Annotated in this window: 9 protein-coding genes; 6 read left to right on the top strand and 3 right to left on the bottom strand. The window is 75.1% G+C overall.

The features are described from left to right. Positions 1–59 precede the first annotated feature (59 nt). Positions 60–1949, bottom strand: a complete 1890-nt coding sequence (locus BCD49_RS19215) for an ATP-binding cassette domain-containing protein (protein ID WP_007519119.1) — start codon at positions 1947–1949, stop codon at positions 60–62. A 380-nt stretch (positions 1950–2329) separates the two neighbouring features. On the opposite strand from BCD49_RS19215, the gene BCD49_RS19220 reads away from it, so the two are divergent. From BCD49_RS19220 to BCD49_RS19245, 6 genes are all read left to right on the top strand, one after another. Next, entirely contained in the window at positions 2330–3442 is a 1113-nt protein-coding gene (locus tag BCD49_RS19220) for a nucleotidyltransferase family protein (protein WP_007519117.1), read from the top strand. Positions 3443–3805: 363 nt separating this feature from the next. Then, positions 3806–4414, top strand: coding sequence for a choice-of-anchor P family protein (locus BCD49_RS19225; RefSeq protein WP_007519115.1), 609 nt, complete (start codon positions 3806–3808; stop codon positions 4412–4414). A 182-nt stretch (positions 4415–4596) separates the two neighbouring features. Then, positions 4597–5337: a bifunctional 1-(5-phosphoribosyl)-5-((5-phosphoribosylamino)methylideneamino)imidazole-4-carboxamide isomerase/phosphoribosylanthranilate isomerase PriA gene (gene priA / locus BCD49_RS19230; RefSeq protein WP_007519113.1), complete on the top strand. Its 741-nt coding sequence runs from the start codon at positions 4597–4599 to the stop codon at positions 5335–5337. After that, positions 5334–6098: an imidazole glycerol phosphate synthase subunit HisF gene (gene hisF, locus BCD49_RS19235; protein ID WP_007519111.1), complete on the top strand. Its 765-nt coding sequence runs from the start codon at positions 5334–5336 to the stop codon at positions 6096–6098. Before priA ends, hisF begins: the two co-directional genes overlap by 4 nt. Positions 6099–6235: 137 nt before the next feature. Next, positions 6236–8284, top strand: a complete 2049-nt coding sequence (locus tag BCD49_RS19240) for an ABC transporter ATP-binding protein (RefSeq protein ID WP_083401556.1) — start codon at positions 6236–6238, stop codon at positions 8282–8284. Then, positions 8281–10206 (top strand): ABC transporter ATP-binding protein, encoded by a 1926-nt coding sequence (locus BCD49_RS19245; protein WP_083401557.1) that lies wholly within the window; start codon positions 8281–8283, stop codon positions 10204–10206. Before BCD49_RS19240 ends, BCD49_RS19245 begins: the two co-directional genes overlap by 4 nt. Before the next feature lie 63 nt (positions 10207–10269). On the opposite strand, the gene BCD49_RS19250 is transcribed toward BCD49_RS19245, so the two are convergent. Both BCD49_RS19250 and BCD49_RS40800 read right to left on the bottom strand, forming a co-directional pair. Continuing rightward, positions 10270–10911 carry a helix-turn-helix domain-containing protein gene (locus tag BCD49_RS19250; protein WP_007515685.1) on the bottom strand — a complete coding sequence of 214 codons (642 nt, stop codon included), beginning with the start codon at positions 10909–10911 and terminating at the stop codon, positions 10270–10272. A 127-nt stretch (positions 10912–11038) separates the two neighbouring features. Beyond that, on the bottom strand, positions 11039–12715 hold the full coding sequence (locus BCD49_RS40800; protein ID WP_007515684.1) for an amidase: 1677 nt from the start codon (positions 12713–12715) through the stop codon (positions 11039–11041). Positions 12716–12856: the final 141 nt, after the last annotated feature.

Genomic DNA, 12856 nt, shown 5'->3' on the forward strand with positions numbered 1-12856 from the left:
ACCGTCGAGGACCGTCTCGTGGCCAGATCACGAAGTGGCTGCGTAACGTGCCAATCAAATCACTCTGCGTAGAGGTTGGGTGCGTCGACACTCGGCACTCGGGCGGGTGGCAGGCCGATGGGCACGTCGGGCTTGCCGCTGTTTCCTGGTGAAGGCCTGCTCGATGGAGGCCGGCTCGGCGCCCCCGCCACGGGTCTTCCGGGATCCGTCAGGTCCCGCTGCCTGGGCAGCGCCCCGGGAGCGGCCCCTTCGTCGCCCGGGCCGCGTTCGACCTCCGGCAGGTCCGCGAGGGCCAGCCGCAGCGCGTCGCGAAAATAACGGTTCGTCGCCGCGAGCTCGGTCGGGCTCCCGAGTGCCTCGAGCCGGCCGTCCTCCAGGACGGCGATCCGGTCGCAGGCAAGCACGGTCGACAGCCGGTGCGCGATGACGACCACGGTCGTCGACCGGTCGACCGCCGCCAGCGCGGCGCGCAACGCGAGCTCGGCATCGGCGTCGAGCGCGCTGCTCGGCTCGTCCAGCACCAGCAAATCCGCCGGACGTGCGAGCGCCCGTGCGAGCGTGACCCGCTGGCGCTGGCCGCCAGACAGCGCCCCGCCGTGTGGCCCGGCGGGATGGTCGACGCCGGCGGGCCAGGCCGCGAGCTCCGGGCCGAGTCCCGCCGCGCCCGCCGCGGTGCGCACCGCGGCGTCGTCGATTCCGGTCCGCAGGAAACGTATGTTGTCCGCGACCGTGCCGCTGACCAGCGCGGGCTGCTGGCCGACGGCCGCCACCCGGCCAAACCACTGCGCCGGGTCGATCTCGGCGCGGTCCACGCCGTCAACCAGGACCCGCCCCCGGCTCGGCTCCAGCAGACCGAGCAGGACGGCGGCGAGCGTGCTCTTGCCCGCGCCGCTGCGCCCGACCACGCCGAGCCGTTCGCCCGGTCGCAACGCCAGGTCCAGCCCCGTCAGCGCCGGCCGGTCCGCCCCGGGATGGACCACGTCGACCCCCTGGAGCCGCAGCCGCCCGGCCGCGGGCGGGCACGGGCGCCGTCCGGCCGGCCGGGCCGGCGCCCAGCGGGCCAGGTGCTCGTCGATCCGGCTCAGGTGGGTGAGCCGCTCGCGGACCTGGTGCGTGGTCCCGACGAGCGCCGCGGCCTGCCCCAGCGCGCGCATGGTCAGCAGGATGACCAGCCCCAGAGTGGGCAGCGCGAGGTCGTCCAGCCACAGCACGGCGAGCAGCACCGCGGTCAGCGCGAGCACAGCCAGGTCACGGGCCAGTCGCGGCGCCACCGTCGTGTGGAACATGATCTTTCCCTGGAGCAGCCCGGCGAGCTCCGCCCGCCGCGCCAGAGCCTCCCCCGCCGCGCCGCGTGCGTTGAAGATCCGCAACTCGCCGGCCACGGTCGTGGTCTCGGTCAGTGCGGCCGCGAGCCCGCTTGCGGCCTCAACCGCCTGACGGTTCGCCGAGTGGGCGCGCCGGCCGCCGAGCCGGGCAGTGACGACCGCGACCGCGCCGACGCCGGCGAACAGGGCGCCGGCCGGTAGCGGGCTCACGGCGAAGGCGGCGACCGTGAACGTCGCCAGCCGCAGGCCACCCGCCACGGCGTCGGCCGCGTGTTGGGCACCCAGCGACACCTGCCCCGCGTCGGTGAACGCCAGTTCCTGCAGCCGCCCGACCGGCTCGGCGCGCTGCGCCGGCCAGTCCGCGGCCAGGTAGCCATGCGCCAGTCGGCCACGCAGCGTCGTCACCGTCGTCGCGCCGATCCGGGTGGTGTGCCGCGCCGCGACGACGGAGACCACGGCCGACGCGGCGGTGACCAGCAGGGCCGCCACCGCGAGCCCGCCGCGTCCGTCCGCGAGCCTGCCGGGTAGTGCCCAGCCGACCCGGGTGTGCCCGGCCGCGAGCGTGATCAGGAACACCATCGCCAGGAACTCCAGGACGCCGGAGAGCAGGCCCAGCGCCGCCATGACCGCCACCCGCCGGGCCGGGCGATCGACCCCCGTCGTGGCCCGCGTCCAGCCCTGGGCGAGGCGGGCTCCGGCCCGCCGAGCCCGGTCGGCTGGGGATCCGCGGCGGGCGGTGGGCCGTCCCGGGGCGTCGGGGCTCGGCGCGGATGGGGTGGTGGGGACTTGGCCGTCCGAGGGCCGGCTGGATGTCACCATGGCCGTGAAGATAGCCAGCAGTCATCAATCAGCTACGGTAGGTAGTGGATGGTGTCGTCCGGGAGGGTGACCGCCCGGTGGCGTCCGGCAGAGCCCTCACCGGCCCGCCCGATGCTCCGCCAGGCCGCGAGTCGCGGCGGACCGCGCCGGGAAGTGTCCAGAAGCGCGAGCGCGAGGAAGCGGGGATGTCCGTGCCCATACGACGGTCGGTGCCGGTCGGCGCGACCCCACCGGATGGTGGCTCGAACGACGTGCGATCGGCATACCCGTTGGTCCCTGCCGGACCGTCGGTCCCCGCCGGCCCGGACGCCGTGGACCGCGTCGCGCGCGCCGCGCTGGCCCTCGCCAGGGACGCGGCGGATGCCCTGCTGATCGAACGGCTGCACCAGGCCGGCATCCGGCCCGTGCTGCTCAAGGGGCCGGTGACGGCGCGCCGGCTGTATCCCGGCGAGCACCGTCCCAGGGTGGACTGCGACCTTCTCGTCCCCCCGGCCCAGTTCGCCAGGGCGCGGGCTGTCCTCGTCGCCGCGGGGCTGCGTCCCTACGACCCCTGCCCGTACGCCCAGATGTTCGGGCACCCGAGCGGGCAGGCGGTCGACCTGCACTGGACGCTGCCGGTGGCGACCGTGCGCGCCGAACGGCTGTGGGCAGTGCTGTCCCGGCACATCGCCGAGTTCCAGCTCGGTGGGACCGTCGTCGACGCGCTCGACCTGCCCGCGCACGCCTGCCACCTCGCCATCCACGCGGTGTCCGTGCCCGCGCGGTCGCAGGCGGCGCGTCGCGACCTGGATCGGGCGGCGGCGCGGATCCCGCTCGCGATCTGGCGGGAGGCGATGGGGGTCGCCGACGAGCTCGGCGCGCGGCCGGCGGTCGCCGCGGCGCTGCGGACCGGCTCGCCGGCCTGCCGGGCCTTGGCGGACGCGTTGGGGCTGCCTGTGCAAGTGCCGTTCGCGCAGCGGCTGTGGCTGGCGGACACCAGCCTGCTGCTCAGCGCGCGGCAGATACTGCGCGCCGCGCCGCCGGAGCACCGCCGGGCGATGCTCCGGCGCTGGCTGCTCCCCACGATGGCCGAGATCGCGAGCCGCGGTCGGCGCCCGGAGGTCCGGGCCGTGACGCCGGCGGCGCTGCCTCCGCTGGGACGGATGCTGTGGTACCGCGCACGTCAGATCGTGCTGTTCGCTGCCGCGGTCCACCGCGCGGCCCGCACGCCCGCCGGTACCCGGCGTCTCGACGAACCGGCGGCGCCTGTGCCGATGCCGTCCGACGCGCGCCCGCCCGCCGACCTGACCGTCGCCTGACGTGGACCCGGTGCGCCCGGCGGAGGCTGGCGGCATCGCGACGGGTCCCGTCCCCTCCGGGTTCCGCTGATCCGCGAGCGCTTTTCATCCCGCTCTCCCAGGGCGCCATGAAGGCGGAGCGAATAATTCTGGTGTCGATGGAGTTCCGCCGGAATCGTGGCCGGTATGCGTCGATAAAAAGATCATCGCGCCGGTGGCGATGAACCTCCTTCTTTGCTGGTGAACGCCGTCCGGGATGTGGCGCGCGTTACCTTCAGCCCAGAAACAAAGCCATGACGGCGCCAAGCCAGGGCTCCCAGCTATTCAGGGCCTAGGTGCCGCGATGCCGTACCGGCCGTGCTGAAACCCGACGAAGGGAACCTCATGAAACTCATGCCTCGACGCGCGGGGCGGTGCGCCGGCATTCTCGCCATCGCCGCCGGCGTGGCGTTCGCGGCGGCCTCGCCCGCCTCCGCCGCCTCTCCGAACAGGGCAGACGCCGTTCGCCTGAGCGGGATCGTCGACCACGGTCCGGTCGTGGAAAGCACCTACCCGGGTGACTCGTGGAACGATGCCACGAGTATCAGCGTGCCGTCGCTGCTCACCGCCGGCCCCGTCGCCACCGTGGCCATCTCGACGGCCGCGAGCGCGACGGTCAGCGGCCTCTCTCTCGCCCTGACGACGGCGGCCGCCCTGAACGCCGACTCGCTCTATTCGGGCTGTGCCTACGACGTGGGCAGCGGTGTGGTGAGTGGGACCGCTCAGATCGGGAGCGGACAGATCACGACCCCCGGGGCGCCGATCGCTCTCGCGACGAACCCGGCCCCGAACACCGTCATCTCCATCCCGGCTGTGGGCACCCTGACCCTCAACCGGCAGCGGGAGGCGCCGGACGGCACGCTGACGATCGACGCGGTGGCGGCCAGTCTGTTCGGCGGCCTGGAGACCGTCACCATCGCGACGTCGGTCTGCAACGCGGACACACTGACCTGACGAATCTGAGGAACGGCCCTGGAAATCCCCGGGGACACTCCGACGGACCTCGGCGGTGCTTCGGCGCCTCCGAGGCTTCGTCGAGGAACGACGTGGCCGCCGGCGGTCCCGGCACGGCGTCGCCGCGCCGCCGGCCCTCCTTGCCGGGCCGGGCTCGAACCGCGGACCCGTAGGGTGGTCGCGTGACGCTCACCCTGCTGCCCGCCGTGGACGTCGCCGACGGCCTGGCCGTTCGGCTGGTCCAGGGCGAGGCCGGATCGGAGACCTCGTACGGCGACCCGCGCGACGCCGCGCTCGCCTGGCAGCGCGACGGCGCCGAGTGGATCCATCTCGTCGACCTGGACGCCGCCTTCGGGCGTGGCTCCAACCGGGAGCTGATCGCCGAGGTGGTCCGCTCCCTCGACGTCGCCGTGGAGCTGTCCGGCGGGATCCGCGACGACGACTCGCTGGACGCGGCGCTCGCCACCGGCGCGGCCCGGGTGAACGTCGGCACCGCCGCCCTGGAGAACCCGGACTGGGTGCGCCGGGCCATCGACCGGGTCGGCGACCGGATCGCCGTCGGGCTGGACGTCCGCGGCACGACGCTGTCCGCCCGCGGCTGGACACGTGACGGCGGCGAGCTGTTCGACGTCCTCGCCCGGCTCGACGCCGACGGCTGCGCCCGCTATGTCGTCACCGACGTCCGCCGCGACGGCACGCTCACCGGCCCGAACCTGGAGCTGCTCGCCGCGGTCACCGCCGCCACCGACCGGCCGGTCGTCGCCAGCGGCGGAGTGTCGTCGCTCGCCGACCTGAGCGCGATCGCCACCGTCCCCGGCGTCGAGGGCGCGATCATCGGCAAGGCGCTCTACGCCGGCGCGTTCACCCTCCCGGAGGCGCTCACCGTCGCCGGCGGCGAGACCGCGGCGGGCGCCCGGCGATGAGCGTCGCGGTCCGCGTCATCCCCTGCCTGGACGTCGACGCCGGCCGGGTGGTCAAGGGCGTCAACTTCACCGGCCTGCGTGACGCAGGCGACCCGGTCGAGATGGCCCGCCTCTACGACGCCGAGGGCGCGGACGAGCTGACCTTCCTCGACATCACCGCCTCCAGCGGCAACCGGGAGACGACGTACGACATCGTCCGGCGCACCGCCGAACAGGTCTTCATCCCGCTGACGGTGGGCGGCGGGGTGCGCGCCGCCGACGACGTGGACCGGCTGCTGCGCGCCGGGGCGGACAAGGTCGGCATCAACACGGCCGCCGTCGCCCGTCCTGAGCTGCTGCGCGAGTGCGCCCTGCGGTTCGGCAGCCAGTGCGTCGTGCTGTCCGTGGACGCGCGGCGCTCGCCCGACCAGGACGGGCCGCGCTTCGAGGTGACCACCCATGGCGGCAGGAAGGGCACCGGCCTCGACGCCGTGGCCTGGGCGGCGCGCGCCGTCGAGCTCGGCGCCGGCGAGATCCTGCTCAACTCGATGGACGCCGACGGCACCCGCGACGGCTACGACCTGGAGATGATCGCCGCGGTCCGCGCGGAGGTGGGCGTCCCGGTGATCGCCAGCGGCGGCGCCGGCCAGCTCGCGGACTTCGCCCCCGCCGTCGCCGCCGGCGCCGACGCCGTGCTCGCGGCCAGCGTCTTCCACTTCGGCCATCTGCGCATCGCCGATGTCAAGGAAGCCCTGCGCGACGCCGCCGTGCCCGTTCGTTAGGCCCGGGCCACCTCGTGGCCGCGCGGGAGTACGCGGCCCGTTCCTGGTGTTGCAGGGTGGATGTCACGCGCCTGTCACCGGGCTGTAGCGAAACCACGGTCGGTGGCGGGCGTACGCGCGTTGGCGAGAGGAGAGAGGTGCCCGCACCTGGTGACGCCCCGGACGAGCCGCCGAGCCCCGGTGGCCCCGTCGACCATCTCAACCCTCCCGGTTTCGCCCAGTCGGCGCGCGCGATCGACGAGACCCGCTCGKTCATCCGGCGCGGGCTGCGGATCCTGCTGCTGGCCGTGCGCGAGGAGCGCCGGCTGTTCGCGCTGTCGGTCTTCGGCAGCGCGCTGTTCGGCCTCGCGACGGTGGCCAGCTCCTACGTGCTCGGCGAGGTGACCCAGCGGGTGATCGTCCCGTCGCTGCGCGACGGGCACGCGGCCTGGGGGAGCGTCGTGACCGCCGCGTTGCTGGTGTTCGCGGTCGGCGCGACCCGCGCCGTGGGGATGTTCTTCCGCCGGTTCGCGGCCGGTGTGCTGCAGTACCGGATGCAGGCCCACTACCGGCGCCGCGTCACCCGCCAGTACCTGCGGCTGCCGCTGGCCTGGCACCAGCGGCACTCCACCGGCGCGCTGCTGTCGAACGCGAACGCCGACGTCGAGGCGCTGTGGGCGCCGATCGCGCCGTTCCCGTTCGCGGTCGGCGTGGTCGTGATGCTCGCCGCCGCCGTGGGGCTGCTGGTCGCGACCGACCCGCTGCTCGCCGCCGTCGGTTTCGTCGTCTTCCCGCTCGTCGGCGTCCTGAACCTCACCTACTCGCGGCTGGTCTCGCCGCTGTTCGCCCGGGTGCAGGAGCTGCGCGCCGAGGTGAGCACCGTCGCGCACGAGTCGTTCGACGGCGCGCTCGTCATCAAGACCCTTGGCAGGGAGGCCGACGAGACCGCCCGCTTCCGCCGGTCCGCCGAACAGCTGCGAGACGCGATGATCCGCGCGGGCCGGGTCCGCGGGGTGTTCGACCCGCTGATGGAGGCGCTGCCCAACTTCGGTGTGCTCGCCGTGCTCGTCGTCGGTGCGCACCGGATCGGCTCCGGCGACCTGTCGGTCGGTGACCTGGTCCGGGTGGCCTACCTGTTCACGCTGCTCGCCTTCCCGATCCGGGCGATCGGCTGGGTGATCAGCGAGATGCCCCGCTCGGTGGTCGGCTGGGGCCGGGTGTCCGCGGTGCTGACCGCCGAGGGCGAGCAGGAGTTCGGCACGGAGCGCCTGGCCGGTACCGGCCCGGCCACGCTGCGCCTCGACGGCGTCGGCTACCGCTACCCCGCACCCGTCGACGCCGACAGCGAGGACCACGGCGACAGCGAGGACGACGGCGGCCGCGCCAACGACAGCGTCGGCGGCGAGGCGGCGGTGTCGGGCGTGGCACTCGCGGATGTCACCTTCGAGGCACGTCCGGGCAAGGTGCTCGCGGTCACCGGGCGCACGGGCGCCGGGAAGTCGACGCTGGTGAGCCTGCTCGCCCGCCTCGTCGACCCGGACACGGGCACCGTCCGCCTCGACGGCGCCGATCTGCGTGACCTCGCCGCCGATGAGGTGACCTCCGCGGTCGCCCTCGTCGCCCAGCAGGCGTTCCTGTTCGACGACACCGTCCGCGCGAACATCACCCTCGGCCTGGACCTGCCCGACGACGCCGTGTGGGACGCGCTGCGCCTCGCGCAGGCGGACCGGTTCGTCGAGGCACTGCCAGGCGGCCTGGACACCGAGGTGGGGGAGMGCGGCACCACCCTGTCCGGCGGCCAGCGCCAGCGGATCTCGCTCGCCCGCGCGCTGGTCCGCCGCCCCCGGCTGCTCGTCCTCGACGACGCGACCTCCAGCGTCGACCCGCGGGTCGAGGCGTCGATCCTCGCCGGCCTGCGGGCGCTCGGCTCGGCGGGGTCGTCGACCGTGGTCGTCGTCGCCCACCGCCGGGCGACGATCGCGCTCGCCGACGAGGTCGTCTACCTGGAGGCCGGCCGGGTCGCGGCGCACGGCCGGCATGACGAGCTGCTCGTCGGCTCACCCGGCTACGCCGAGCTGCTCACGGCCTACGAGCGCGCCGCCGCCGACCTCGACGCACGGCCCGGGCTGGACGCGTCCAGGACCGTTGGCCTGGACGCCGACGACCTTGGCCACGGCGACGGACTCGACGAGGAGGTTATGTCGTGACGACCGCCACGGCGGGCCCGGTCCCGCCGCAGCGCGGCGCTCCGCCGGCCGCACCGCCGGCCGGGCGGCCCGCCGCCGCGCCGCCCGGTGCCGACGCGCCGGCGACGAGGGAGGGGCTGTGGAGCACCGCCCGGCGGCTGCGCCGGCTCGCTCCGCAGGCGACGAACGGGATCGGCGTGACGCTGCTGCTCGCCCTGATCGCCACMGTCGGCAAGATCGTCATCCCGCTGACCGTGCAGCAGACGCTCGACCGTGGCGTCACCGGCTCGGACGGCGTCGACCTGGGTCTGGTGCGCACCGCCGTCACGATCGCGGCGGTCGCGATCGTGGTGACGGCGACCGCCACGTACGTGATGAACGTGCGGCTCTACAAGGTCTCCGAGGGGGCGCTGGCGACGCTGCGGGTGCGCGCGTTCCGGCACATCCACGACCTGTCGATGCTCACCCAGGCGACCCAGGCCCGCGGCGGGCTGACCGCCAGGGTGACCACCGACGTGGACCAGATGTCGCAGTTCCTGCAGTTCGGCGGCGTGATGCTGGTCGTCTCCGTCGGCCAGATGGTCGTCGCGACCGTGCTGATGCTGGTCTACTCCTGGCCGCTGACGCTGCTGGTCTACGTCTGCTTCGTCCCGATGGTGTTCGCGACCCGCCGCTTCCAGCGCCGGCTGGCCACCCGGTACGCCCTGGTGCGCCGGCGGGTCGGGGACATGCTCGGCGCCGTGTCCGAGTCCGTGGTGGGTGCCCACGTGGTGCGTGCCTACGGTGCCCAGCGGCGTACCGCCACCCGGGTCGACGAGACGGTCGAGGCCTATCGCTCGGCGCAGAGCCGGGCACAGGTGCTGGTCGCGGTGGTGTTCTCGGCGGGCGAGCTGGTCAGCGCCGTGGCGCTCGGCGGGGTGGTACTGCTCGGCGTCGGCCTCGGCGTCGGCGGGCAGCTGTCCACCGGCCGGCTGGTGGCGTTCCTGTTCCTGATGACGCTGTTCGTCATGCCGGTGCAGATGCTCACCGAGGTGCTCAACGACGGCGCGAACGCGCTGGCCGGCCTGCGCCGCGTCCTGGACATCCTGGACACCCCGAGCGACGTCCGCGACCCGGCCGAGCTCGACGTCGCTGGCGTCTCCGAGGGCTCGGACGCCGCTGGCGACTCGCGTGGCGCTGGCGGCCGGGACCTGCCGGCCGGCTCGCTCGACGTGACCTTCGACGAGGTCACCTTCCGGTACCGGACCGGCCCGCCGGTCCTGCACGGCGTCGACCTGCGGATCCCGGCCCTGGCCCGGGTCGCCGTCGTCGGCGAGACCGGGTCGGGCAAGACGACGATCGCCAAGTTGCTGACCCGGCTGATGGACCCCACCGGGGGCGAGGTGCGCATCGGCGGGGTGCCGCTGACCGAGGTGCGCTTCTCGTCGCTGCGCGGCCGGGTGGTCATGGTGCCGCAGGACGGTTTCCTGTTCGACGCGACGGTCGCCGACAACGTCCGCTACGGCCGGCCCGGCGCCACGGACGCCCAGATCGGCGCGGCCTTCACGCGGCTCGGCCTCGCCGACTGGCTCGCGGCCCTGCCGGCCGGGGTACGCACCCCGGTGGGCGAGTCCGGCGGGCTGCTGTCGGCCGGCGAGCGCCAGCTCGTCGCCCTCGCCCGCGCCGAGCTCGCCGACCCCGACCTGCTCGTCCTCGACGAGGCGACCTCCGCCGTCGACCCGGCGACCGAGGTCCGCATCGGCCAGGCGCTGCTGGAGCTCACCCACGGCCGCACGTCCGTGACGATCGCCCACCGCCTGTCCACCGCCGAGACGGCGGACCTGGTGCTCGTAGTCGACGCCGGCCGCGTCGTCCAGCGCGGCATCCACGCCGACCTGGTCGCCCAGCCCGGCGTCTACCAGCGCCTGCACGCCTCCTGGTCCGCCGGCATCGCCGCCCTGTAGCGCGGCCCTAACAGAGCCCTACCGGCCCTACCAGCCAGGCTCGGCGAGGTCCCCGCTCCCCGCTCAGTGGGTGGGGGCGCGGCTCTCCTGGACGAGCAGGACGCGGCTGGTGGGGCCGGGGAGCTGGCGCCAGCGGTGGGGGACGACGCCGGGGTAGTAGAGGGTGTCGCCCGGGCCGAGGGCGAACAGGCCCTCGCCCGCGACCTCCACCTCGATCCGGCCGGTCATCACGAAGGCGAACTCGTCGCCGGGGTGGGTGAACGCGTCGCCGAACTCGGTCGGCGCGCCCTCGAAGAGCACCGGGTACATCGCGCGCGTGCCGGACACCAGCGAGCGCGCGACGCCGACCGGGTTCTGCGCCAGGACGCCGCCGCCGGCCCGCACCAGGCTCACCCGCCGCCCGGCGGACGGGCCGTCGGCGTCGGCGTCGTCGGCGGCCTCGTCGGCGGTGCCCATCGACATGAGCTCGAGCTGCGTCGTGCCGAGCGCCTCGGCGATCCTGTGCAGCGAGACCATGCTCGGCCAGGCGAGGCCTCGTTCCAGCTGGCTGAGGAAGGGGTGCGACAGCTCCGCGAGGGCCGCGAGCCGCACGAGCGTGAGCCCTCTGCGCTGCCGCAGCGTCCGGATCGACCGCCCGATCCGTTCGCGCACCTCCCGCTCGCTCGTCCCGGCCCGGGCCTGCTGGCCGACCTCATCCGTGCACATGGGCGCCATCGTCCCATTTGCGCCGGCACTTCGGCCCGCGACGAACCGTCGGGCGGCGGTGCGCCGTCCCGTGAGGGATGCGGGCATGGCCCCTTTGGGCGGAGCGTGTTCGCCGGCGTACCGCCGGTCAGGCCTGGGCAGCGGTCACGCGGGTGGCGAGCGCGAGCAAGGCGTGGTCGGTGCCGGGCGCGCCGATGAGGGCCAGGCCCACCGGGCGGCCGCGCACCAGCAGGAGCGGGAGGACGACGACCGGCAGGCCGGCGAGACCGGCGGCGCAGGTCAGGGTCAGGGTGGCGGCACGCAGGCGGTCCTTGGCCTCGACGGCGAGGTCGATCGCGGGTGCCGGGCCGCTGGTCGCGGGAACGACCAGAACGGCACCGGTGCCGAGCGCGGCGCCGAGCGTCGCGCGGACCTGGGCGCGGACCGCACGGGCCGTCGTCAGCTCCTCGTCGGTGACGGCCGCCGCGCCGGCGAACCGGCCGGCGATGCCGGGGCCGAGGACGCCGGGGTGGGCGGCCACCCACGCCCCGTGTGCCTGGTTCGCCTCGAAACCCTGGCCGTGGCGGAAGGCGAGGAACCAGTCGCGCAGCCGGCCGGCCGCGATCGCCGGCACCCGCCGGACCGGCAGGTCGACGGCCGCGGCGAGCGACGGGACGGCGCCGGCGAGCGCGGCGGCGGTGTCGGGCTCCGCGAGGGCGACGAGGTCGTCGGCGACGAGCAGCGCGCCCGGCGCTGGCAGCGCGGGGTCGGCGGGCGGCAGCAGCACCGCGCCGACCCGTGCGAGCGTGGCCGCGTCGCGGGTGAGCCACCCGACGGTGTCGAAGCTCGGCGCGAGCGGGACCACCCCGGCGGCCGAGACCGCCCCGTGCGTCGGCCGGATGCCGAACAGGCCGCAGTAGGACGCGGGCACCCGCACCGAGCCGCCGGTGTCGGTGCCGAGGCCGACGTCGACCAGGCCGAGCGCGACGGCGCTCGCCGGGCCGCTGCTGGATCCGCCGGGGATGACGCCCGGCGCGGTCGGGTTCGGCGGCGTGCCGTAGTGGACGTTCGTCCCGGACAGGCTGTACGCGAGCTCGTCGGTCTGCGCGAGCCCGGTGACGTCGGCGCCGGCAGCGAGCAGCGCGGCCACCGCTGGCGCGTGCTCGGCCGCGGGCGCCGCCTCGGCGAGCCAGGCCGGGTTGCCCGCCCCGGCGCGGTGCCCGGCGACCGCGAACAGGTCCTTGACGGCGACCGTCAGCCCTCGCAGCGGCCCCTGGTCCGCGCCGGCGACCAGCGGCTCGCCCCGTATCCGCCAGACCGCCGCCGTGCTGACCTCCACGCCAGGTGCCGGCGGGGGCGAACCGCTGACGTGCGCCGCCGCGACCCGCCACCGTGACTGGCCGCCCGGGCCGGGTCCGGAGTCGTCGGGCACCGCCACCCAGACCTGGGTCTGCAGGCCGCGGCCGCCATCGGCACGGGTGATCTCGGCGACGAGGACGGCGAAGGCCGGGCCGTGCGCCTGGACGTGCAGCCGATCGACCGTACGCGGCCCGGGCAGCCCGCCCCGGGTGCCCCTGGTGCGGCGGAACTCGCTGATCTCGGCGTGCCCGACGAGCACGCCGCTGGCGTCGGCCCGCAGCGTCGCCGGCTCGTCGAGGAACAGCTCGTCCAGCGCGTCCAGGTCGTTGCCGAGCAGCGCTCGCTCGTACCGCCAGAACGCCTCCTGCAGCCCCGCCGGCCAGGCTGGGTCGTCGACGGGCGCCCCGGTGCCGTGGGAGGCGGCGGGGGACTGGCCGACCGCGTAGAAGCGGACGTCGCGGGACACGGGCAGCTCCTTCGGCCACGGCGACAGGCGGCGGCGGGCGACAGCCTGTGGCAGAACAGACTGTGGCAGGCGACAAACCGCCTCAGTAGACCACCTGACGGGCCACCCGACGTGGCCCGGAGCGGGGCGCGAGAGGGGCGT

This window comes from Pseudofrankia sp. EUN1h (assembly GCF_001854645.1).
In the GTDB taxonomy this organism is placed as follows: Bacteria; Actinomycetota; Actinomycetes; order Frankiales; family Frankiaceae; genus Pseudofrankia; species Pseudofrankia saprophytica.